The organism is Streptomyces sp. NPDC007945 (assembly GCF_042958885.1).
GTDB lineage: Bacteria > Actinomycetota > Actinomycetes > Streptomycetales > Streptomycetaceae > Streptomyces.
Window position 1 is genome coordinate 635,899 of sequence record NZ_JBIBJV010000001.1, and the last position, 21,186, is coordinate 657,084.

Here is a 21,186-nt window from a genome sequence, read left to right on the forward strand (position 1 = left end):
TCAGACGTCCGAAGCCCAGACCAGCGCCTCCGCGTCGGAGGCCGCCCGGAGCGTCAGCCCCGCCGCGTCCGTGACGCGCGCCGCGTCCCCGCGCGCCAGGTCCTCGCCCGCCAGGGCGACCGCGCCGCGGACCACGTGGACGTAGAGGGTCCCGGCCGCCGGGAGGCCGGTCTCCTCCCCCGCCGCCAGCCGGTGGACGTGGAGCACGGCCCCCGCCGCCGGGACGGGGTACGGGCCCTCCAGGACGCGGGTCAGCTCGTACGAGGGCGAGCCGCCCGGTTCCAGGGGCGCGAGCCACATCTGCACGAAGACCAGGGGGGCGTCGCCCGCGTTGCGCTCCACGTGGCGGACGCCGGCCGCCGAGGAGAGGTGCTGGAGGTCGCCGGGCCGGACCAGGCTCTCGTGGCCGGCGCTGTCGCGGTGGGTGAGTTCGCCCTCGACCACCCAGGTCACGATCTCCGTGTGGGCGTGGGGGTGCTCGTCGAAGCCGGCGCCGGGCGCGAGCCGCTCCTCGTTGACGGCGAGGAGCGGACCGAAGCGGAGGTTGTCGGGGTCGTAGTGGGCCCCGAAGGAGAAGGCGTGCCGGGTCTCGATGCCGGCCCCGGGGTCGCCGCCGGGGTAGCGGGCGGCCGCGCGCTGGATGCGGATCATCCCCCGTACGGTAGCGGGGCCCGCCGTGGCGAAACCGCCCCGACCCCGCACCTCCGCGCCCGGATGAGGCAGTCTTGTCCCGTGCCTGAACCCACGAACGCCGCTCATCCGCACCCCGCCACCCTGAAGCGCCTCGAACAGTCCTCGGGGCGGCTGGCCGCGAACGCCATCGCCCGCATGGACGAGACGCTGCCGTGGTACCGGGCGATGCCGCCGGAGAACCGCTCGTGGATCGGACTGGTCGCGCAGGCCGGCATCGCCGCGTTCACCGAGTGGTTCCGGCACCCGGAGACGCCGCAGGCGATCTCCACCGACGTCTTCGGGACGGCGCCGCGCGAGCTGACCAGGGCGATCACGCTGCGGCAGACCGTGGAGATGGTCCGGACGACCATCGAGGTCATGGAGGTGGCGATCGAGGACGTCGCCGCGCCGGGCGACGAGTCGGTGCTGCGCGAGGCGCTGCTCGTGTACGCGCGGGAGATCGCCTTCGCGACCGCGCAGGTCTACGCGCAGGCGGCGGAGGCGCGGGGCGCCTGGGACGCCCGCCTGGAGTCGCTGGTGGTGAACGCGGTGCTGTCCGGGGAGGCCGACGAGGGCGCCGTGTCCCGGGCCGCCGCGCTCGGCTGGAGCTCGCCGGAGCACGTGTGCGTGGTGCTCGGCACCGCCCCGGACGGCGACAGCGAGCTCACCGTGGAGGCGATCCGGCGGGCCGCCCGGCACGCCAAGCTCCAGGTCCTCACGGGGGTGCTCGGCAACCGGCTCGTGGTGATCGCGGGCGGCTCCGACAATCCGCTCGGGGTGGCGAAGGCGCTGCTCGGGCCGTACGCGCCGGGTCCCGTGGTGGCCGGGCCCGTGGTGCCCGACCTGCTGGCGGCGACCCGGTCCGCGCAGGCCGCCGCGGCCGGGCTCAAGGCGTGCACGGCATGGCAGGACGCGCCCCGGCCGGTGCTCGCGGACGATCTCCTGCCGGAGCGCGCGATCGCCTCGGACCCTTCGGCACGCGACCAGTTGGTGGAGGAGATCTACAGACCGCTGGAGGAAGCCGGGTCGGCGCTCCTGGAGACCCTGAGTGTCTACCTGGAGCAGGCCAGTAGCCTCGAAGGCGCGGCGAGGATGCTCTTCGTCCACCCGAACACCGTGCGCTACCGGCTTCGACGTGTGACCGACGTCACCGGATGGTCACCCTCCGATGTCCGTTCCGCCTTCACCCTGCGGATCGCGCTGATCCTCGGACGCTTGGCCGAGGCGGAGGGCCAGTCCTAGACTTTTGTCGAACATCGACAATTACCCCGACGGTTCTTCGTCCTAGTCCCCACGGGCGCCGGACACCGTCCGCAAGAGAGAGTGTGAGGGTGCTCGTACTCGTCGCTCCCGGCCAAGGCGCCCAGACGCCCGGCTTCCTGACTCCCTGGCTCGAACTCCCCGGTGCCGCCGACCGCCTCGCGGCCTGGTCGGACGCCATCGGGCTCGACCTCGTCCACTACGGCACGAAGGCGGACGCGGACGAGATCCGTGACACCGCCGTGGCCCAGCCGCTGCTCGTCGCGGCCGGTCTGCTCTCCGCCACCGCCCTCGGCACCGGAGCGTCGGCCGCCGACGGGGCGGGCCTCCGTCCCGGCGTCGTCGCCGGTCACAGCGTCGGCGAGTTCACCGCCGCCGCGTTCGCCGGCGTCCTCGACGACACCGCCGCGCTCCGTCTCGTACGGACCCGTGGTCTGGCGATGGCCGACGCGGCCGCGATCGCCCCGACCGGCATGTCGGCGCTGCTCGGCGGCGACCCCGAGGTGACCGTCCCGCACCTGGAGAAGCTGGGCCTGACCCCGGCCAACGTGAACGGCGCGGGCCAGATCGTGGCCGCCGGCACGCTGGAGCAGCTGGCCGCCCTGGCCGAGGACAAGCCCGAGGGCGTCCGCCGGGTCGTCCCGCTCAAGGTCGCCGGCGCGTTCCACACGCACCACATGGCCCCCGCGGTCGCCACCCTGGAGCAGGCGGCGAAGGAGCTGACGCCGGCCGACCCCGACGTGACGTACGTCTCCAACAAGGACGGGCAGGCCGTCGCCACCGGCGCCGAGGTCCTCGCCCGGCTGGTCGGCCAGGTCGCCAACCCGGTCCGCTGGGACCTGTGCATGGAGACCTTCCAGGCCCTCGGCGCCACCGCGCTGATCGAGGTCTGCCCGGGCGGCACGCTCACCGGCATCGCCAAGCGCGCGCTGCCGGGGGTGGCCACCGTCGCCCTGAAGACGCCCGACGACCTGGATGCGGCCCGTACGCTCGTCGCCGAGCACACGGCCGTCTGACGAGGAGTGTCGAGAAGCATGTCGAAGATCAAGCCCAGCAAGGGCGCCCCGTACGCGCGGATCCTGGGCGTCGGCGGTTTCCGCCCGGCCCGGGTCGTGCCCAACGAGGTGATCCTCGAGAAGATCGACTCGTCCGACGAGTGGATCCGCTCGCGCTCGGGCATCTCCACCCGCCACTGGGCCTCCCCCGAGGAGACCGTCACCGCGATGTCCGTGGAGGCGTCCGGCAAGGCGATCGCCGCGGCGGGCATCACCCCCGAGCAGATCGGCGCGGTCGTCGTCTCGACGGTCTCGCACTTCAAGCAGACCCCGGCCGTCGCCACCGAGATCGCCGACAAGATCGGCGCGGGGAAGCCGGCCGCGTTCGACATCTCCGCGGGCTGCGCGGGCTTCGGCTACGGCCTGACGCTCGCCAAGGGCATGATCGTCGAGGGCTCGGCCGAGTACGTCCTGGTGATCGGCGTGGAGCGGCTGAGCGACCTGACGGACCTGGAGGACCGCGCGACGGCCTTCCTGTTCGGTGACGGCGCCGGCGCGGTCGTGGTCGGTCCCTCCGACGAACCGCACATCGGCCCCACCGTCTGGGGTTCCGAGGGCGACAAGTCCGAGACCATCAAGCAGACCGTCCCCTGGAACGAATTCCACGTGGGGGACGTCTCCAAGCTGCCGCTCAACGAGGCCGGCGAGATCAAGTTCCCCGCCATCACGCAGGAGGGTCAGGCGGTCTTCCGCTGGGCCGTCTTCGAGATGGCGAAGGTCGCGCAGCAGGCCCTGGACGCCGCCGGCATCACCCCGGACGACCTGGACGTCTTCATCCCGCACCAGGCCAACATGCGGATCATCGACTCGATGGTGAAGACCCTCAAGCTGCCGGAGCACGTCACGGTCGCCCGTGACGTCGAGACCACCGGCAACACCTCCGCCGCCTCGATCCCGCTCGCGATGGAGCGGCTCCTGGCGACCGGACAGGCCAAGAGCGGCGACACCGCGCTCATCATCGGCTTCGGGGCGGGTCTCGTGTTCGCCGCGACGGTCGTTACTCTCCCCTAGGCGACCGGGACCCCCCGGAAGCCCCACTTACCAAGTAATCGCTAGAAGGAGCGCCACCATGGCCCACACCCAGGAAGAGATCGTCAAGGGTCTCGCCGAGATCGTGAACGAGATCGCCGGCATCCCGGTCGAGGACGTCGAGCTGGACAAGTCCTTCACCGACGACCTGGACGTCGACTCCCTGTCCATGGTCGAGGTCGTCGTCGCCGCCGAAGAGCGCTTCGACGTCAAGATCCCCGACGAGGACGTCAAGGAGCTCAAGACCGTGGGCGACGCCGTCTCCTACATCCTCAAGCACCAGGCCTGATTCGGCCTTGGTGGACCAGGCCCCACCGGGCCCGGTCCCCGCTGACTCGGTCCGCCACCCGGCGGTGGCGCCGTCTTTCGACCATCACACACATGGAGAACGAATTCCTGTGAGCTCGACCAATCACACCGTGGTCGTCACCGGTATCGGCGCAACCACACCGCTGGGTGGCGACTCCGCGACGACCTGGGAAGGTCTCCTCGCGGGACGCTCCGGCGTCAAGCCCCTGGAGGGCGAGCGCTTCGCCGAGCTTCCCGTGCAGATCGCCGCGGTCGCCGCGGTCGACCCGGGTGAGGTGCTGCCCCGCCCGCTCGCCCGCAAGCTGGACCGCTCGGCGCAGTTCGCGCTGATCGCGGCGCGTGAGGCGTGGGCCGACGCGGGCTTCACCGCCCCCGCCGGCGAGGACGCCGCCATCGCCCCGGAGCGGCTCGGCTCCGTGATCGCCTCCGGCATCGGCGGCGTCACGACCCTGCTCGACCAGTACGACGTGCTCAAGGACAAGGGCGTCCGCCGCGTCTCCCCGCACACCGTCCCCATGCTGATGCCGAACGGCCCGTCCGCCAACGTGGGCCTGGAGGTCAACGCCCGCGCCGGCGTCCACACCCCCGTCTCCGCCTGCGCGTCGGGCGCCGAGGCGATCGGCTACGCCATCGAGATGATCCGCAGCGGCCGTGCCGACGTGGTCGTCGCCGGCGGCACCGAGGCCGCGATCCACCCGCTGCCCATCGCCGCCTTCGCCAACATGATGGCGATGTCGAAGAACAACGACGAGCCGACGAAGGCCTCGCGCCCCTACGACACCGGCCGCGACGGCTTCGTGCTCGGCGAGGGCGCCGGCGTCGTGATCCTGGAGTCCGAGGCGCACGCCAAGGCCCGCGGCGCGAAGATCTACTGCGAGGCGATCGGCCAGGGTCTGTCGGCCGACAGCCACCACATCGCTCAGCCCGAGCCGACCGGCCGGGGCATCGCCTCCGCGCTCCAGCACCTGCTCGACACCACCGACCTGAAGCCGGCCGAGGTCGTGCACCTCAACGCGCACGCCACGTCGACGCCGCAGGGCGACGTCGCCGAGATCAAGGCGCTGCGGAAGGTCCTCGGCGACGACCTCGACCACGTGGCGGTCTCCGCCACCAAGTCGATGACCGGCCACCTCCTCGGCGGCGCCGGCGGCATCGAGACCGTCGCGACGGTCCTGGCGCTCCACCACCGGGTGGCCCCGCCGACCATCAACGTCGGCGAGCTCGACCCGGAGGTCGACGCCGACATCGTCCGCGACGAGCCCCGCCCCCTCCCCGAGGGCACGATCGCCGCGGTCAACAACTCGTTCGGCTTCGGCGGCCACAACGTGGTCCTCGCCTTCCGCACGGTCTGACCCGCACACCCCTGCGAGGCCCGCCCCCTGCTCGGGGGGCGGGCCTCCGCCTCGTCCACGCCGGACGGAGTCCGGCACAGCGCCCCGAAGCCCGCGAAGCGGTGCGAGGGGCGCACGAGGAAGGGGCCAACTCGTTCGGCTTCGGCGGCCACAACGTGGTCCTCGCCTTCCGCACGGTCTGACCCGCACGCCCCTGCGAGGCCCGCCCCCTGTTCGGGGGGCGGGCCTCCGGTGTGTCAGCGGGGTTCGGTGAGTGGGGGTGCCACCGCCGCGGTGTCGGGGCGGAGGGCCTCGTAGCCGGCGATGCCGAAGGGGGCTCCGACGAAGAGGCCGAGGAGGACGAAGCAGAAGGCCAGGACGTCGAACCAGTTCTCGACGGGAGACGTCGGCTCGTCCGGCAGCATCGCGCCGAAGAGGGCGAAGAGGGCCACCGCGAGAACCAGCAGGCCCCCCGCCCACGCCGCCAGGACGCCGGTCGCGTCTCCGGCCGCCAGTTGGTAGACGAAGCCCGCGAGGAGCACCAGGGTCGCGCCCAGTGTGGTCGCCGCCAGCAGGACGGCGGCCGCGCCGACCGTCCTCCGCAGATTGCTCAACGCTCTCCCCCGCCCGCGCGCCCTCCGGCGCGCCCAGGGCCGCGAAGCTAGCGGGCCCGGGTGAACGGGCTCAGACGACCTGGTGAAGCCAGCGGACCGGTGCGCCCTCGCCGGCGTAGCGGAAGGGCTCCAGTTCGTCGTCCCAGGGCTTGCCGAGGAGCCGGGCGACCTCGGTCTCCAGGACCGTCTCGCCCCGCGCCGCGCGGGCCAGGGCGGCGCGCAGGCGGTCCTCGGGGACGAGGATGTCGCCGTGCATGCCGGTGACGGCGTGGAAGATGCCGAGCCCGGGGGTGGCGCTGTAGCGCTCGCCCTCGGCGGTGGGGCAGGGCTCGGCGGTCACCTCGAAGCGGAGCATCTGCCAGCCGCGCAGGGCGGAGGCGAGTTTCGAGGCGGTGCCGGTCCCGCCCTGCCAGGAGAACTCCGCTCTCCAGGTTCCGGGCGCCGCCGGCTGGCGGATCCAGTCGAGCTGGACCCTCGCGCCGAGGACACCTCCCACCGCCCATTCGACGTGCGGGCAGAGCGCGCGCGGTGCGGAGTGTACGTACAGGACTCCACGTGTCGTCACCGGGACCTCCAGTGTGGGACGAGGTTCGCCTTCCCAGCGGCCTCGGTAAACAGCATCAGGCGAAGAACTCCGCAAACCTCTGAAAAGGGACAGCATGTGACGTGATGTAATTTACCGGAGCCGGTCGGCGCGGGCGCGCCGCAGGTTCGACGGGGGAAAAGCTACCGTGCCGCGCCGTCATCGGGGTGACGTACGGTCGGTCCGGGGGCGGGTGGACACCAAGCTTTCACTCGCCAGGACGTCTGTGTGAAGGAGGGGGCCGGTGCCGTACGGCCGACACCGCATCCGTACCGCCGTCGTGGGAGCGGTGCTCGCGGTCGCCGCGCTCGCGGGGTGTACGAACGCGGCGCCGGATCCCGGGAGCGCGGCGGCCCCCGCGCGGAAGGCGACGCCGGCGCCCGCGCCGACCCCGACCTCGCGGTGGGACGTCTCCCCCGCGTCCGTCGCCGCCGTCGGCGACTCGATGACCCGCGCCTTCGACGCCTGTGCGCTGCTCGCGGACTGCCCGGAGGCGTCCTGGGCGACCGGTACGGACCCGGCGGTGAACAGCCTGGCGCTGCGGCTGCTGGGCGCGGACCGGGTGGCCGCGCACAGCTGGAACCTGGCCCGGAGCGGGGCGCGGGTGGAGGCGCTGCCGGAGCAGATGGCGCGGGCGGCGGCGGAGCGGCCCGGCCTGGTGACGGTGATGATCGGCGCCAACGACGCCTGCCGGCCGACCCCGGCGGGGATGACGCCGGTGGTGGAGTTCCGCCGGTCGTTCGAGGCGGCGCTCGGCCGGCTGCGGAAGGACGCCCCGGAGGCGCAGGTGTACGTGGCGAGCGTGCCGGACCTGCACCGGCTGTGGGACACCGGCCGGGCGAACCCGTTGGTCCGGCGGGTCTGGGAGGTGGGCGTCTGCGGCTCGATGCTGGCGGATCCGCTGGATGCGGGTGAGGCGGCGGAGCGGCGGCGGACCGCGGTGCGGGACCGGGTGGTGGCGTACAACGAGGTGCTGGCGGAGGTCTGCGCGGCGGACGAGCTGTGCCGCTACGACGGCGGCGCGGTCTTCGGCTTCCGGTTCGACACCTCGCTGCTGAGTACCTGGGACTGGTTCCATCCGAGCCGCGCCGGGCAGGCGCGGCTGGCCGAGCTGGCGTACCGGCGGGTCACCCGGAAGTAGCTCCGGGGCCGCGCGGGGCGGGGCCGTGGAGCTCCAGGGTGGCGGTCAGGCGGACGTCGGTCAGGGAGTGGGCGGCGTGGAGTTCGTAGCGGCCGGGGACGAGCGTCCAGGCGTTCTCGTCCTCGTCCCAGATCTCGAAGGCGCGGCGCGGGAGGGCGATCTCCGTCTCGGTGGTCTCGCCGGGCGCGGCCTCGACGCCGGCGAAGGCGGCGAGCCAGCGGGCGGGGCGTTCCGCGGTGGTGCTCCGCGCGCCGGCCGGCCCGGTCCCCAGCGGTGCGAGGTAGAGCTGGACGGTCTCGCGGCCGGGGCGGTCGCCGGTGTTGGTGAGCCGGACGGTGACGCTCTCCGGGGTGGCCGTGAGGGAGTCGTACGACCAGGTCGTGTAGCCGAGGCCGTGTCCGAAGGGGTACGCGGGGACGGCGCCGGTCCGGTCCCAGGCGCGGTAGCCGACGAACAGGCCCTCGGCGTAGTCGAGGGCGCCGTCGGTGGGGGTGACCCGGGTGACGGGGGCGTCGGCGAGGGCGGCGGGCCAGGTGGTGGGGAGGCGGCCGCCGGGTTCCTCGGCGCCGGTGAGGACGTCGGCGAGGGCGGCGCCGCCCTCCTGGCCGGGGAACCAGCTCAGCAGGACCGCGGCGACGTCCTCGCGCCACGGGAGTTCGACCGGGGAGCCGGCATTGACGACGACGACCGTGTTCGGGTTGGCGGCGGCGACGGCGCGGACGAGGTCGTCCTGGCGGCCGGGGAGGGCGAGGTCGCGGCGGTCGAAGCCCTCGGACTCGACGCGCTCGGTGGTGGCGACGACCACGACGGCGGTGTCGGCGGCGCGGGCGGCCTCGACGGCTTCGGCGATCAGTTCGTCGGGGTCCCGGCGGGGACCGAGGTGGACGAGGGAGAACACGACGGCCGGGAGCGGGGCGGCGAACTCCTCGTCGAGGGTGTGCCGGAGGGAGACCTCGACGGTCTCGCCTGCGGTGAGTTCGACGGTGCCGCGCTCGACCGGGGAGCCGAAGAGGGCCTCGAAGGGGTCGGTCTCGGGCCCCATCCGCTGGACGCCGTCGAAGAGTTCGTGCCCGTCGACGGTGAGGGTGAAGGCGCCGAGGCCTCGCGTGCCGAAGGTGTGGGCGCCGGTCTCACGCGGGGTGAAGACGCCGGTGACCTCGACGGAGGCGAGGGTGTCGTGGGTGACGCCGGCCGGGAGGTCGCCGCCGATCCACTGGACCTGGCCGTTGGGGAGGGTGCCCTCGCCGAGGACGGTGCCCGCGGCGTCGCGGCAGACCGCGCGGAGGGTGAAGCCCTGGCCGGCGGGGGCCGGTTCGTCGCTGGGGTCGGCGCCGAGGGTGAAGGTGACCGCGCCCGGGGGCAGGGCGGCGGTGAGGCCGTCGAGCGGGGAGACGACGTGCTCGGGGAAGACCTGGGCGGAGCCGCCGCCGAGGACGCGGGCGTCGCGGGCGGCGGCGCCGGAGAGGGCGACGGTGCCGGGCTTCAGCGGGAGCGCGCCGTTCTCGTTGCGGACGAGGACGAAGCCCCGGCGGGCGATCTCGCGGGCGAGGGCGTCGCCGTCGAGGGGGGCGGGGTGCTCGGTGACGGCGGCGGGGGCGCCTTCGAGGGCGCCGACGCGGGCGGCGAGCCGCAGTACGTTGCGTACGGCGGTGTCGACGGCGGCCTCGTCGGCCTCGCCGGCCCGGACGGCGGCGGCGAGGTGCTCGCCGTAGACGGTGGCGGGGCCGGGCATGGCCACGTCGAGGCCTCCGGCGAGGGCGCCGGTGGTGGAGCGGGCGGCCGTCCAGTCGGAGACGTTGACGCCGTCGAAGCCCCACTCGCCGCGCAGGACCTCGATGACGAGGTGGTGGTGTTCGGTCATCGTCACGCCGTTGACCTGGTTGTAGGCGGTCATGACGCCCCAGGGGCGGGCGTGGGTGACGATCGCCTCGAAGGGGGCGAGGTAGAGCTCGCGGAGCGGGCGGGGGGCGACCTTGTTGTCGACGGTGAAGCGGTCGGTCTCGGCGTCGTTGGCGACGAAGTGCTTGACGGTGGTGCCGACGCCGCCGTCCTGGACGCCCTGGACGTAGCCGGTGCCGATGGCGCCGGTGAGGTACGGGTCCTCGCTGTAGGCCTCGAAGTGGCGGCCGCCGAGCGGGGTGCGGTGGAGGTTGACCGTGGGGGCGAGGAGGACGTGGACGCCCTTGCGGCGGGCCTCCTGGGCGAGGAGCCGGCCGGCCCGACGGGCGAGGGCGGGGTCCCAGGTGGCGGCGAGGGCGGTGGGGGACGGCAGGGCGACGGACGGGTCGTCGGCGGTCCAGCGGACGCCGCGGACGCCGACGGGGCCGTCGGACAGGACGAGCGAGGCCAGTCCGATCCCGGGGACCGCGGGCAGCGACCACATGTCCCTACCGCCGAGCAGGCGGGCCTTGGTGTCCAGGTCGAGCCGGGCGAGCGCGGCCTCGACGGCCGCTTCGCGCAGGGCGTCCTCGTCCGCCCGGTTCCCATCCGTCTCGCTCACGTCGGTACCTCCGCGTCGAAGTGCTGGTCCGCCATGATGGACAGATTCACCTGTAACCAGGTAGGCAAGGTTATTACTTCGTTACTTTCTCGACCGGCGGATGGCGTACGGTCCTGGGGACAGGACCTGCGGAAAGGGAGCCGGCGATGGTGCGGACCAGGAGCGAGGAGCGCCGCGCGGAGATCCTGCGCGCCGCTCTGGAGGTGATCGCCGAGCGCGGCTACCGGGGCGCGACCCTCGGCTCGGTCGCCGAGCGGGTCGGCCTCACCCAGCAGGGACTGCTGCACTACTTCCCCACCAAGGAGGCGCTGCTCGTCGCCGTCCTGGAGGAGCGCGACCGCTGGGACACGACCGGCGGCCGGGACCGCGAGGGTTGGCGGCTCGACCTGCTCGACTCCCTGGTGGAGTACAACGCGATGCGGCCGGGGATCGTGCAGACCTTCTCCGCGCTGCTCGGCGAGAGCGTCACCGACGGGCACCCCGCCCGGGAGTTCTTCACCGAGCGGTACGCGCAGGTGCGGGCGGGCATGGCGGACGTGCTGCGCCTGGAGTTCGGGGAGCGGCTGCCCGGGGGCCTCACCCCGGAGAGGGCGGCGCCGCTGCTGACCGCCGTGATGGACGGCCTGCAGTACCAGTGGCTCCTGGACCCGGGCGCGGTCGACATGCCGGCCGCCTTCCGCGACTTCCTCCGGCTGCTGCGCGGCGACGCGGAGGAGTAGCGGGACCCGTCGCGGGGGGGGGGCGGCCGGGGAGCTGCGAGCATGGGCGGCATGAAGACAGCCGCCGCTCAGTTCGCCCCGGTCGCCGGGGACATCGAGGCCAACGTCCGCACGATCGCCGGTCTCGTCCGGGAGGCCGGGGCCGCCGGGGCCCGGCTCGTCGTCTTCGCGGAGCTGTCGCTCACCGGGTACGAGACGGCGCTGATCCGGAAGGACCCGGCGCTGACCCTGACCGAGGACGACCCGCGCCTCGGGCCCGTCCGGGAGGCCTGCCGGGCCGCCGGGACGGCCGCGGTCGTCAACGGGCCGGTGCGGGGAGCGGGTTCGCTCCCCGGCCTGTCGACGCTGGTGATCGGGCCGGACGGTTCGCTGCTCGCCCGCTACGACAAGCGGCACCTGTACCACGGGGACGAGCGGCAGACCTTCACGGCGGGCACCGCCGACGGGCGGTTCGTCCTCGACGGGCTCCGGTTCGCGCTCGCCACCTGCTACGACAACCGGTTTCCCGAGCTCGCGGAGCGGGCCGCGGCGGACGGCTGCACGGTGTACCTCGCCAGTTCGATGCTGGAGGGCGGGAACGACTCCTTCGAGACCGTCTACCCGGCGCGGGCCCGGGACTTCGGGCTCTTCGTCGCCCTCGGCAACTCGCTCGGGCCGAGCGAGGTCGGACAGGGCGGCGGCCGGGCCGGGATCTGGGGCCCGGACGGCACCCCGCTCGCCGACGCGGGACCGGAACGAGCGGGGTTCGTCATGGCCGAGGTGGGCCGAACGACCGGGGCCGGGCGGCCCCGGGCCGTGGGTGACGTCTAGTCGTAGATGACGTCGGAGGCCGTGTAGCGGCAGGTCGTGCCGTCGGGGCCGGAGCCGATCTCCTGGGGTTCCTTGCCGGTGTTGTTGCCGGTGAAGCGGGTGCAGGGCTTGATCTTCTTCTTGGTGTCGCCGTGGATGCGGACGTTCCGCAGCGAGGCGGTGTCGCCGTAGTTGGCGTTGACGCCGACCAGCGACTTGCCGGGGACGGTGACGTCGACGTCGTTGACGATGATCGTGCGCCGGTACTGCTTCTTGCAGTTGCCGCAGGACCGGACGAGCTTGCCGAAGTCGGAGACCTGGAACTTGGTCACGACGAGCTTGCCGGCGCCGTTGAACTGGAAGACCTTGTCGGAGGCGCCCTTGGCGCCGCCGCCGTACACCGAGTAGACGGCGCCGGACGAGGTCCCCTTGAAGGTGGCGGCGTCCTCGCCGACGTTCTCCCACCAGACGTTCTGGAGGGTGCAGCTGCCGAGGCAGTGCACGCCGTCGGCGGCCGGGGTGCCGAGCACGACGTTCTTGAGGACGGCGCCGTCCGTGAGGACGAAGAGCGGCTTCTGGCTCTCGCCCTGGTCGTCGGAGCCGAGCTCACCGGTGCCGGAGAAGCGCTTCAGCTTGCCGTCGTAGGTGCCGGAGACCTCGATCGTCCGGGCGACCGGCTTCTCGCCCTTGGCGGTCGGCCAGGCGGGGGCGGCGGCCGGGGCGGCGCCCGCGGGCGCGAGCAGGCTGGTCGTGACGAGGGCCGCGCCGGTGACTCCGAACGCGGCCAGGCCGCCGACGAGCGCCCTGCGGCGACCCGTCCTGCGCTTGTGAGAGGTCATGGTTCTCTTCCTCAGTGGGGGATGTGGTGCACCCCCTGGTCGCCGCCCGGGGAGGAAAGGTTGCCGCCTTCTTGATCCTTCTCCTCGGCGTCCCCGCCGCTCGGCTCGCCGCGCAGGTCGCGGGCCATGAGGGTGGCGCCGGCGACGGCGCCGGGCATCAGGAAGACGGCCACGAAGGGGACGAGGAAGGCGAGGGTGAGCGGGACGCCGAAGCCGAGCGCCATGCCCCGGCGGGAACGCAGCAGCGGCAGCCGCTCCTTGAGCTCGACGCCCCGGCGCTGGAGGGCGACGGCGGTCAGTTCCTCGGCGAGGAAGAAGCCGGAGACGCAGAAGCCGAGCGCGGGCACGACCGTCTGTCCGACGACGGGGATGAAGCCGCAGGCGAAGAGGAGGACACCGTAGAAGGCGACCCGGAGGACGATCCGCAGGCTGTCGCGGGCGGAGATCCACAGCTCGCGCCAGAGCGGCAGCCCGGATTCGGGGACCTCGCCGCCCTGGTCGCGGTCGACGTCCTCCGAGAGGGACTCGTAGAAGGGCTGGCCGACGAGGAGGGTGACGGCGGTGAAGGTGATGACGGCGAGGAAGAGGCCGAAGACGAAGACGAGCGCCGTCAGGCCGTCGCGGAGCAGGCCGAGCCACGGGGAGGACCAGTCGTCGGCGAAGGGCGTCGCCCAGGTCACCAGGTCGTCCGCGCCGTAGCCGAGCCCGACCAGGGCGCCGGCGTAGAGGACGAGCGTCACCAGACCGGGCAGCAGTCCGAAGCCGAACTGGCGCCCGTGCCGTACCACCCACTTCTGGCCCTTGACCAGATAACCGAAACCCGCCCCGAAATCGCGCATGCGCGCAGCCTATCGGGGCGGGTCAGCGGCTCCGTACGGACGTACGGTACGGGTCAGACCGCGAGCTCGACCGTGATGTTGCCGCGGGTCGCCTTGGAGTACGGGCAGACCTGGTGGGCCTTCTCGATGAGGCTCTTGGCGGTCTCGGCGTCCACGTTCGGGATGGAGGCCGAGATCTTGACGATGATGCCGAAGCCGTCGTCGTTCTTGCCGATGCCGACCTCGGCGGTGACCGTCGAGCCGGAGACGTCCGCGTTCTCGTTCCGCGCGACGACGCCGAGGGCGCCCTGGAAGCAGGCGCTGTAGCCGGCCGCGAAGAGCTGCTCGGGGTTGGTGCCCTCGCCGGAGCCGCCCATGGCCTTGGGCGGGTTGACGACGACGTCGAGCTTGCCGTCGTCGGTGGCGACCCGGCCGTCGCGGCCGTTCTCCGCGGTGGCGACGGCGGTGTAGAGAACGTCGGTGTGCTGGATGGACATGCTGGTTTCTACCTTCTTCTCCCCGTCTCGACTCGCGCCCACGATCGCGACGGCTGAGGGCAGACTACCGGTCCAATGAAACGATCATCTTTCCGGTGTTGTCACCGCGGAGCAGACCGAGGAAGGCGTCCACGCCGTTCTCGATGCCCTCGACGAAGGTCTCGCGGTACTTGAGCTCGCCGGAGCGCAGCCGGGCGCCGACCTCCTCGACGAACTTCGCCTGGAGGCCGTAGTGGTCGCCGACCAGGACGCCCTGGAGGCGGAGCCGCTTGCCGATGATCAACGCCATGTTCCGCGGGCCGGGGACCGGCTCGGTGTCGTTGTACTGCGCGATCATGCCGCAGATGGCGGCGCGGCCGTGCACGTTGAGCGAGGAGATGGCGGCCTCCAGGTGGTCGCCGCCGACGTTGTCGAAGTAGACGTCGATGCCGTCCGGGGCGGCCTCGCGGAGCTGGTCCTTGACCGGGCCGTTGCGGTAGTTGAAGGCGGCGTCGAAGCCGAGCTCCTCGACCAGCCACTTCACCTTCTCGTCCGAGCCGGCCGAGCCGATCACGCGGGAGGCGCCCCCCAGCTTGGCGAGCTGGCCGACCTGGCTGCCGACCGCGCCGGCCGCGCCGGAGACGAAGACGGCGTCGCCCTCCTTGAAGGAGGCGGTCTCGAAGAGGCCCGCGTAGGCGGTGAGGCCGGTCATGCCGAGCACGCCGAGGTAGGCGGAGAGGGGGGCGAGCTCGGGGTCGACCTTGGTGGCGTGCTGGGCGGGCACGTCGGCGTACTCGCGCCACCCCAGGCCGTGCAGGACGTGGTCGCCCTCGGCGAACCCCTCGGCGTTCGACGCCACGACGACGCCGACCGCGCCGCCGTCCATCGGGTGGTCCAGCTTGAACGGCGGGACGTAGGACTTCACGTCGTTCATCCGGCCGCGCATGTACGGGTCCACCGAGAAGTGGAGGTTCCGCACCAGGATCCGGCCCTCGGCGGGCGCCTCGACCGGCGTCTCGCGCAGGGCGAAGTCCGTGGGGGCGGGCCAGCCGTGCGGGCGGGCGACGAGGTTCCAGGCGCGGCTGGTGGCGGGCAGTGCGGTCATGGGGGGACCTCCGGGGCGAACAGGAAAGCTTCACTTACTGAAACAACCATGCTCCTGAATATTTCATGTTGTCAAGCATCGGAGTACGATGGTGCCCATGCCCACCCCTCACAGCGACCCCGTGACCCTCGAAGTCGTCGAGCTGATCGGCACGGTCGTGGCCCGCTACCACCAGGAGTACGAGGAGGCCGCCGCGGCCCACTCCCTGACCGGCGCGCAGGCCCGCGTCCTCGGGCTGCTCACACTGGAGCCCACCCCGATGCGGAAGATCGCCGAGAAGCTCAAGTGCGAGCCCTCGAACGTCACCGGGATCATCGACCGCCTGGAGTCCCGGGGCCTGGTCGAGCGGCGCCCGGACCCGGCGGACCGCCGCGTGAAGCTGGCCGCGCCCACCGACGAGGGCCGGGACACCGCCCGTCGGCTGCGCGACTCGCTCCACTTCGCCCGGGAACCGCTCGGCGAGCTCACCGCCGTCGAGCGCGCCCTCCTGCGCGACCTGCTGCGCCGCATGATCGGCGCGGAGCTGCCGTAGGGGCGGAACCGGCGGCCCCCTAGACGCACCACCACAGGAAGCGGGTGCAGGTCTCGGCGGGGCGCGGGGTCGGTGTCGCCGTGCTCGGGCGGGGGCTCGCCGGGGCGGACGGGCTCGCGCTGCCCGGGGCGGGGGCGGTGGGCGAGCCGGAGGCGCTCGGCGTGCCGCCGGGGTCCTCGTCCTGCGGGTCCGCGGTGACCTCCGGCACGGACGGCGCCGGGGAGGAGGGCGCGGCGGAGGAGGGCCCGGCGGTGGGCGTGGCGCCCGTGCCGGAACCCGCACCCGTACCCGTACCCGAACCCGCGCCCGTACCGGAGTCCGTGCCCGTGCCCGTACCGGTTCCGCCGCCGGAGTGCCCGCCCCCTCCGGGCGCGGGCGGGGCGCCCGTGCCCGAGCCGTCGCCCGTCCCCGTGCCGATCTGCCGGGGGCGTCCCGTCGGCGAGGCGGGCGCCGACGGGGCCCCGTCCGCCCGGTCGCCGTCCTCCGCCTCCGCGGTGTCCTCGCCGCCCGGGCTCCGGGTCGGCAGCGCCGGCGGCAGCGGGGCCTCGGTGACCTCCAGCTCCTCCACCGCCGTCGCCGCGCCGCCCTTCGTCTCCGGCTCCTCGAAGACCGACTTCGCGAGGCCCAGCGACCCCGCCGCCAGGACGAGGCCGAGCGCGCTCACCGCGACCGTCCGGCCCCGTCCGGAGCGTCCGGCGCGCCCCTTCTCCCGCCGTGTGGCGGCCCGGGCCGCCGCCCTTCCCCCGGCCGCCCTCGGCGGCACCACCAGGTCGAGTTCGTAGACGTGCTCGGGCGCCAGGGGCTCACCGGCCGGCGCCTCCTCCGGAACGGACGCCTCGGGAACCGCCGCCTCCGCAGCGGGCGCGTACGGCTCCGGGGCAGGCGGATACGCCTCCGGGACGGCGCCGTACGCCTCCTGGACGGCGCCGTACGGCTCCGGCGCGTACGTCCCGGTCCCGTACGCCTGGGTCGCGTACGTCTCCGTCCCGTACGTCTCCGGGGCGTACGCCCGGCCGGTCGCGTACGGGTCGGGTGCCTCGGCGCCCTCGTGAGGCGCGGGGTGAGGCGGGGCGTGGGGGGTTTCGTACCGCAGCCGCTCGACGGGAGTTCCGCACCCGGCACAGGCGAGGGCCCCGTTGAGATGCCGCCGGCACGCGTGGCAGTAGTCCATGGGGCTCGCACGCTAGGACGAGGGCCTCGGCTCCGGGTAGGCGTGGAAGTGAGGATCTTGTGAGGAAACCGCAGGTGGCCGCCGTGGCGTCGCGATTCTCCCGGTTCGCCTGATCCGCCCTCACCACCGCCTCGCCACCTCCCCTCCACCACCGTCCCGGCCCCGCACCGGCCCCGGGCGGCGCAGCCCAGCGCGCGCGGCGGGCCCGACGGTCGCACGATGCCAAGAGGAAACCCGAACCGCGACACCTCGCCCGTGTCAGCACCGCATCCCGGAGGATCCGCCATGACCGTCAGCCTCGATCAGCTGCGCCGCTGCCACGTCGCCGTCGACCTGGGTGCCGCCCGCACCCGGGTCTTCGTCAAGGGGGCCGGGCTCGTCGTCGACGAGCCGAGCGTCGCCGCCGTCAACACCCGCACCGGAGCGCTGATCGCGGTCGGCGCGCTCGCCGAGAAGATGACCGGCCGCACCCCCGACTACATCCGGGTGGTGCGCCCGGTCTCCGGCGGCACGGTCGTCGACATCGAGATGGCCCAGCGGATGCTCCGCCACCTCCTGGGCGAGAAGCTGCGCCGCCAGCTCCGCCGCAAGCCCCGCCTCCGCGCCGCCGCCTGCACCCCGCACGACAGCGATCCGCTCGCCCAGCGGGCCGCCGTCGAGACCCTGGTGGGGCTCGGGGCGCGCCGGGTCGAACTGGTCGACACCCTGATCGCCGCGGCCGTCGGCTGCGGCCTGCCGGTGGAGCAGCCGACCGCGACCATGATCATGGTGTGCGGCGCGGCGACGACGCAGGTCGCGGTGCTCTCGCTCGGCGCGATCGTGACCGCCGAGCGGATCCCGGTCGGCGGCGACGCCATCGACCACGCGATCATCCAGCACCTGCGCCACCACCACGAACTGATGCTGCCGAGCCAGTCGGTGCGCCCGCTCCAGCTCGCGCTGAGCGGCAACGGCCTGACCCCGCACGGCCCGGCCTCCACCGAGATCCACGGCCGTGACGTGGCCACCGGCCTGGCCCGCTCGGTCACCGTCGACACGGCCGCCGTGCGCGAGGCCATCCACACGCCGCTGACGGCGGTGCTCGACGGGATCGGGAAGGTGCTGCGGGACTGCCCGCCGGACCTGGTGGCCGACCTCGCCGACCGCGGGATCATGATGGTCGGCGGCAGCGCGCTCCTGCCGGGCCTCGACCAGATGCTGCGGGACGCCACGGGGATGCCGGTGCACATCGCCGAACGCCCCGACATCTGCGCCGTGCTCGGCCTCGGCGCGATGCTGGAGGGCAAGGTGCAGCCGATGGTCCTCGACCCGCTGGGCGACCACCGCGGCCTGGCCGACGACGAGGACCACGCCGGCGAGCGGGACGGCGGCCGGGGCCGCGACCAGGCGTACGCCGACGACCTGACGGAGTGACCAAACCCGACATCGCCCGATTCATGCCGGGATGAGACCATGGTGATCATGGCGGAGGACGTGGCCGGGGACGCGGAGCGGGGGCAGGCCCGCCTGCCCCTGCTGCTCGAAGCCGTCCTCGGCGTCGGCACGGACCTCGAACTCCGGGCCACCCTCCAGCACCTCGTGGACTCCGCCGCCGAACTCGTCGGCGCCCGGCACGGGGTGCTCCGGGTCGTCGACCCCGAGCGCCCCCGGCTCACCGGGCTCTTCACCACCGGGACGACCGAGGAGGAGGGGGCCGGCGTCGGACCGCTCCCGGACGACGGCGGCGAGGGCCTCGTCGTCCCGATCCGGGTCCACACCCAGGTCTTCGGCGACCTCCACCTCACCGGGAAGGAGGGCGGCTTCACCGAGGAGGACCTGGCCCTGCTGCGGGTCCTCGCCGCCCAGGCCGGCATCGCCATCGGCAATGCCCGGCTCTACGAGACCGCCCGGCAGCGCGAGCGGTGGATCGAGGGCGCGGCGGCCGTCACCACGGCGCTGCTCACCGGCGAATCCGCCGAGGACGCCCTGATGACCGTCGCCGAGCAGGCACGGATCCTCGCCGGCGCGGCCGCGGGCGTGATCCTCCAGCCCACGCCCGAGGGCGGCATGGAGATCGTGACGGCGTCCACGGACGGGGACCCCGGCGACCTCGTCGGCACGGCCATCCGGCCGGGCTCCGCCGTCCTCGTCCATCTGCTGGGCGGGGAGCCGGTCTTCGTCGAGGACTCCGCCACCGACCCCCGGATGACGACCCCGGTCCGCTCCCGCTTCGGCCCCTCGATGATGCTGCCGCTGCGCAGCGGCGGACGGCTGATCGGCACCCTGGCGCTCCCCCGCGAGCGGGACGCCGAGCCGTACTCGGCGGTGGACCGGCTGCTGGCCTCGCAGTTCGCCTCGCAGGCGGCGCTGGCGCTCGTCCTCGCGGACGCCCGGCACGACCGGGAGCGGCTCGCCGTCTTCGAGGACCGCGACCGGATCGCCCGGGACCTCCACGACCTCGTCGTCCAGCGGCTGTTCGCCACCGAGATGATGCTGGAGTCGACCCGCCGCCGGGCCGGCGGCTCCTCCGAGGAGGACGAACTCCTGGGCAGGGCGGTGGACGAGCTGGACTCCACGATCCAGGAGGTGCGGACGACGATCTTCGCCCTCCAGCAGCCGCCGGCCGAGGTCCCGGCCACCTTCCGGGGGCGGGTGCTGCGCGAGACGGGCGGGGCGGGGGCGCTGCTCGGCTTCCAGCCGTCGGTGCGGTTCACCGGCCCGGTGGACGCGCTGGTGGCGGAGCCGGAGGCGCGCGGGCTCCTCGCCGCGCTGCGCGGGGCGCTGGCGGCGGCCCACCGGCGGCCGGGGGTGGGACGGATCACGGTGGACGTCGGCGTCGGCGACGCGGGCGCCTGGCTGCGCGTCGCGGACGACGGCGCCCCGCCGACGACGGTGAGCTGGCCGTAGGGCCGCCCCGGGGCTCCTCCCCCGGACGGAGCATTCCGGCGCGCCGGGGTGTGGCGCCGTGTCTTGACTGAGGGGGTGAACTCCGACGCCAAGCCTCCGTCCGCCGCGGCCTACCGCAACCTGGTGATGGCCACCATCGGCTTCACGCTCACCTTCTGGGCCTGGGACCTGATCGCCCCGCTCGGCAGCTGGTACGGCGAGCGACTGGGCCTCAGCTCGTTCCAGCAGTCGTTCCTCGTCGCCGTGCCGGTGCTGGTCGGCTCGGTGGGCCGGATCCCGGCCGGCGCGCTGACCGACAAGTACGGCGCGAAGCTGATGTTCCCGCTCGTGGCCGCGCTGACGATCGTCCCCGTGCTCCTGCTGATCGTGGTGAAGGACTCCTACGGCCTGATGATCGTGGTCGCGTTCCTCCTCGGCCTCGGCGGCACGACCTTCGCGATCGGCATCCCGCTGGTGAACTCGTGGTTCCCGCCGGAGAAGCGGGGCCTGGCGCTCGGCGTGTTCGGCATGGGCATGGGCGGTGTGGCGCTCTCCGGCTACTTCACGCCCCGGATCGCGAAGCACGGCGAGAACCTGCCGTTCGTCGTGGTGGCGATCGCGCTCGCCGCGTACGCGGTGCTCGCCGCCGTCCTCATCACCGACCGTCCCGACCGCCCGGTGCCGACGGCCTCGCTGGCGTCCCGGCTGGGCTCCGCGGGGCGGCTGCGGGTCACCTGGGAGCTGTCGGCGCTGTACGCGATCGGCTTCGGCGGCATCGTGGCGTTCGGCGTGTACCTGCCGACGTACCTGAAGACCTGGTACGACCTCGACCCGACCGACGCGGGCACCAAGGCGGCCGGATTCGCGCTGGTCACCGTCGTCTTCCGGCCGATCGGCGGCTGGCTGTCGGACCGGGTCCACCCGGCGGTCGTCACCTCCTGGGCGCTCGGCGTCGTCGCCCTCCTCGCGATCGTCCAGGCCTTCGACCCGAAGCTGGTCCCGGGCGGCACGATCGCCCTGCTGGTCATGGCGGCCGGTCTCGGCACCGCGAGCGGTTCCGTCTTCGCGCTGGTCTCGCAGGTGACCCCGCAGGCCCAGGTGGGCTCCGTCACCGGCATCGTGGGCGCCATGGGCGGCCTCGGCGGCTTCGTCCCGCCGCTGGTGATGGGCGCGATCTACAGCGCCAAGGACTCGTACTCGATCGGCTTCATGCTCCTCTCCGACCTGGCGCTCGCGGGCTGCGTGTACGCGTACGGGCGGATGCGCGGGATCCGGCCGGGCGGCGGCGAGCCGGTGCCCGGGGCGACGAAGGTCACGGCCGCGCGGCCCTGACGGAGCGGCAGAATGCCCCTCGGCAGCCGCGTTTTTCCGTTGCGAC

General features: G+C 73.6%; 20 protein-coding genes and 1 pseudogene. 12 read left to right on the forward strand and 9 right to left on the reverse strand.

Annotation, left to right across the window (positions count from 1 at the left end; all coding sequences use genetic code 11):
- A complete protein-coding gene (locus ACFZCF_RS02975; protein WP_391284216.1) occupies nucleotides 1-651 on the reverse strand; it encodes a pirin family protein in 651 nt (216 codons plus the stop codon).
- Between the two features lie 63 nt (nucleotides 652-714).
- Here ACFZCF_RS02975 and ACFZCF_RS02980 point away from each other — a divergent pair, with 63 nt between their 5' ends.
- The 5 genes from ACFZCF_RS02980 (at nucleotide 715) to ACFZCF_RS03000 (ending at nucleotide 5,677) form a co-directional block, all read left to right on the forward strand.
- Nucleotides 715-1,914: a PucR family transcriptional regulator gene (locus ACFZCF_RS02980; protein ID WP_388440432.1), complete on the forward strand. Its 1,200-nt coding sequence runs from the start codon at nucleotides 715-717 to the stop codon at nucleotides 1,912-1,914.
- Nucleotides 1,915-2,003: 89 nt separating this feature from the next.
- Nucleotides 2,004-2,948, forward strand: a complete 945-nt coding sequence (locus ACFZCF_RS02985; protein ID WP_391284218.1) for an acyltransferase domain-containing protein — start codon at nucleotides 2,004-2,006, stop codon at nucleotides 2,946-2,948.
- Nucleotides 2,949-2,966: 18 nt separating this feature from the next.
- Nucleotides 2,967-3,998 carry a ketoacyl-ACP synthase III gene (locus ACFZCF_RS02990; RefSeq protein WP_388440439.1) on the forward strand — a complete coding sequence of 344 codons (1,032 nt, stop codon included), beginning with the start codon at nucleotides 2,967-2,969 and terminating at the stop codon, nucleotides 3,996-3,998.
- Nucleotides 3,999-4,056: 58 nt separating this feature from the next.
- Nucleotides 4,057-4,305 (forward strand): acyl carrier protein, encoded by a 249-nt coding sequence (locus ACFZCF_RS02995; protein ID WP_388440442.1) that lies wholly within the window; start codon nucleotides 4,057-4,059, stop codon nucleotides 4,303-4,305.
- 109 nt (nucleotides 4,306-4,414) lie between these two features.
- A complete protein-coding gene (locus tag ACFZCF_RS03000; RefSeq protein ID WP_388440445.1) occupies nucleotides 4,415-5,677 on the forward strand; it encodes a beta-ketoacyl-[acyl-carrier-protein] synthase family protein in 1,263 nt (420 codons plus the stop codon).
- A 236-nt stretch (nucleotides 5,678-5,913) separates the two neighbouring features.
- Here ACFZCF_RS03000 and ACFZCF_RS03005 read toward each other — a convergent pair whose 3' ends face one another.
- Entirely contained in the window at nucleotides 5,914-6,270 is a 357-nt protein-coding gene (locus tag ACFZCF_RS03005; protein ID WP_388440447.1) for a hypothetical protein, read from the reverse strand.
- Nucleotides 6,271-6,340: 70 nt separating this feature from the next.
- Complete coding sequence (locus ACFZCF_RS03010) at nucleotides 6,341-6,835, reverse strand: DUF3145 domain-containing protein (protein ID WP_388440450.1); 495 nt, start codon at nucleotides 6,833-6,835, stop codon at nucleotides 6,341-6,343.
- 262 nt (nucleotides 6,836-7,097) lie between these two features.
- On the opposite strand from ACFZCF_RS03010, the gene ACFZCF_RS03015 reads away from it, so the two are divergent.
- Nucleotides 7,098-7,994 (forward strand): SGNH/GDSL hydrolase family protein, encoded by an 897-nt coding sequence (locus tag ACFZCF_RS03015; RefSeq protein ID WP_391284222.1) that lies wholly within the window; start codon nucleotides 7,098-7,100, stop codon nucleotides 7,992-7,994.
- On the opposite strand, the gene ACFZCF_RS03020 is transcribed toward ACFZCF_RS03015, so the two are convergent.
- Nucleotides 7,981-10,494 (reverse strand): glycoside hydrolase family 3 C-terminal domain-containing protein, encoded by a 2,514-nt coding sequence (locus ACFZCF_RS03020; protein ID WP_391284224.1) that lies wholly within the window; start codon nucleotides 10,492-10,494, stop codon nucleotides 7,981-7,983. The two genes, ACFZCF_RS03015 and ACFZCF_RS03020, sit on opposite strands and share 14 nt — an antisense overlap.
- Before the next feature lie 146 nt (nucleotides 10,495-10,640).
- On the opposite strand from ACFZCF_RS03020, the gene ACFZCF_RS03025 reads away from it, so the two are divergent.
- Together ACFZCF_RS03025 and ACFZCF_RS03030 are read left to right on the forward strand one after the other, a co-directional pair.
- Entirely contained in the window at nucleotides 10,641-11,213 is a 573-nt protein-coding gene (locus ACFZCF_RS03025; protein WP_388440459.1) for a TetR/AcrR family transcriptional regulator, read from the forward strand.
- A gap of 51 nt (nucleotides 11,214-11,264) precedes the next feature.
- Nucleotides 11,265-12,023, forward strand: a complete 759-nt coding sequence (locus ACFZCF_RS03030; protein ID WP_391284227.1) for a nitrilase-related carbon-nitrogen hydrolase — start codon at nucleotides 11,265-11,267, stop codon at nucleotides 12,021-12,023.
- Here the strand turns inward: ACFZCF_RS03030 and ACFZCF_RS03035 are convergent.
- The 4 genes from ACFZCF_RS03035 to ACFZCF_RS03050 all read right to left on the reverse strand — a co-directional run bounded on the left by ACFZCF_RS03035 (nucleotide 12,020) and on the right by ACFZCF_RS03050 (nucleotide 15,240).
- Nucleotides 12,020-12,841 carry a pectate lyase gene (locus ACFZCF_RS03035; protein ID WP_391284229.1) on the reverse strand — a complete coding sequence of 274 codons (822 nt, stop codon included), beginning with the start codon at nucleotides 12,839-12,841 and terminating at the stop codon, nucleotides 12,020-12,022. The two genes, ACFZCF_RS03030 and ACFZCF_RS03035, sit on opposite strands and share 4 nt — an antisense overlap.
- Nucleotides 12,842-12,852: 11 nt before the next feature.
- Entirely contained in the window at nucleotides 12,853-13,680 is an 828-nt protein-coding gene (locus tag ACFZCF_RS03040) for an EI24 domain-containing protein (RefSeq protein WP_388440467.1), read from the reverse strand.
- Between the two features lie 53 nt (nucleotides 13,681-13,733).
- Nucleotides 13,734-14,156, reverse strand: a complete 423-nt coding sequence (locus ACFZCF_RS03045) for an organic hydroperoxide resistance protein (RefSeq protein ID WP_388440470.1) — start codon at nucleotides 14,154-14,156, stop codon at nucleotides 13,734-13,736.
- A 64-nt stretch (nucleotides 14,157-14,220) separates the two neighbouring features.
- Nucleotides 14,221-15,240 carry an NADP-dependent oxidoreductase gene (locus tag ACFZCF_RS03050; RefSeq protein WP_388440473.1) on the reverse strand — a complete coding sequence of 340 codons (1,020 nt, stop codon included), beginning with the start codon at nucleotides 15,238-15,240 and terminating at the stop codon, nucleotides 14,221-14,223.
- A 97-nt stretch (nucleotides 15,241-15,337) separates the two neighbouring features.
- Between ACFZCF_RS03050 and ACFZCF_RS03055 the strand changes: the two genes are divergently transcribed.
- Nucleotides 15,338-15,772 carry a MarR family winged helix-turn-helix transcriptional regulator gene (locus ACFZCF_RS03055; protein WP_388440476.1) on the forward strand — a complete coding sequence of 145 codons (435 nt, stop codon included), beginning with the start codon at nucleotides 15,338-15,340 and terminating at the stop codon, nucleotides 15,770-15,772.
- A 19-nt stretch (nucleotides 15,773-15,791) separates the two neighbouring features.
- Here ACFZCF_RS03055 and ACFZCF_RS03060 read toward each other — a convergent pair whose 3' ends face one another.
- Nucleotides 15,792-16,943: a hypothetical protein gene (locus ACFZCF_RS03060; RefSeq protein ID WP_391284233.1), complete on the reverse strand. Its 1,152-nt coding sequence runs from the start codon at nucleotides 16,941-16,943 to the stop codon at nucleotides 15,792-15,794.
- 285 nt (nucleotides 16,944-17,228) lie between these two features.
- Between ACFZCF_RS03060 and ACFZCF_RS03065 the strand changes: the two are divergent.
- The 3 genes and pseudogenes from ACFZCF_RS03065 to ACFZCF_RS03075 all read left to right on the forward strand — a co-directional run.
- A pseudogene (locus ACFZCF_RS03065) lies at nucleotides 17,229-18,257 on the forward strand (rod shape-determining protein); the annotation flags it as partial.
- Nucleotides 18,258-18,395: 138 nt separating this feature from the next.
- Entirely contained in the window at nucleotides 18,396-19,829 is a 1,434-nt protein-coding gene (locus ACFZCF_RS03070) for a GAF domain-containing protein (protein ID WP_391284235.1), read from the forward strand.
- A gap of 126 nt (nucleotides 19,830-19,955) precedes the next feature.
- The gene (locus ACFZCF_RS03075; protein WP_391284772.1) at nucleotides 19,956-21,140 is read left to right on the forward strand and encodes an MFS transporter; all 1,185 of its coding nucleotides are present in this window, start codon (nucleotides 19,956-19,958) and stop codon (nucleotides 21,138-21,140) included.
- Nucleotides 21,141-21,186 lie beyond the last annotated feature (46 nt).

Coding starts and splice junctions, on each gene's coding strand:
- ACFZCF_RS02975 (WP_391284216.1), bottom strand. CDS start 651: ATGATCCGCATCCAGCGCGCGGCCGCCCGCTACCCCGGCGGCGACCCC.
- ACFZCF_RS02980 (WP_388440432.1), top strand. CDS start 715: ATGAGGCAGTCTTGTCCCGTGCCTGAACCCACGAACGCCGCTCATCCG.
- ACFZCF_RS02990 (WP_388440439.1), top strand. CDS start 2,967: ATGTCGAAGATCAAGCCCAGCAAGGGCGCCCCGTACGCGCGGATCCTG.
- ACFZCF_RS02995 (WP_388440442.1), top strand. CDS start 4,057: ATGGCCCACACCCAGGAAGAGATCGTCAAGGGTCTCGCCGAGATCGTG.
- ACFZCF_RS03025 (WP_388440459.1), top strand. CDS start 10,641: ATGGTGCGGACCAGGAGCGAGGAGCGCCGCGCGGAGATCCTGCGCGCC.
- ACFZCF_RS03030 (WP_391284227.1), top strand. CDS start 11,265: ATGAAGACAGCCGCCGCTCAGTTCGCCCCGGTCGCCGGGGACATCGAG.
- ACFZCF_RS03035 (WP_391284229.1), bottom strand. CDS start 12,841: ATGACCTCTCACAAGCGCAGGACGGGTCGCCGCAGGGCGCTCGTCGGC.
- ACFZCF_RS03040 (WP_388440467.1), bottom strand. CDS start 13,680: ATGCGCGATTTCGGGGCGGGTTTCGGTTATCTGGTCAAGGGCCAGAAG.
- ACFZCF_RS03045 (WP_388440470.1), bottom strand. CDS start 14,156: ATGTCCATCCAGCACACCGACGTTCTCTACACCGCCGTCGCCACCGCG.
- ACFZCF_RS03050 (WP_388440473.1), bottom strand. CDS start 15,240: ATGACCGCACTGCCCGCCACCAGCCGCGCCTGGAACCTCGTCGCCCGC.
- ACFZCF_RS03055 (WP_388440476.1), top strand. CDS start 15,338: ATGCCCACCCCTCACAGCGACCCCGTGACCCTCGAAGTCGTCGAGCTG.
- ACFZCF_RS03060 (WP_391284233.1), bottom strand. CDS start 16,943: ATGGACTACTGCCACGCGTGCCGGCGGCATCTCAACGGGGCCCTCGCC.
- ACFZCF_RS03070 (WP_391284235.1), top strand. CDS start 18,396: ATGGTGATCATGGCGGAGGACGTGGCCGGGGACGCGGAGCGGGGGCAG.
- ACFZCF_RS03075 (WP_391284772.1), top strand. CDS start 19,956: ATGGCCACCATCGGCTTCACGCTCACCTTCTGGGCCTGGGACCTGATC.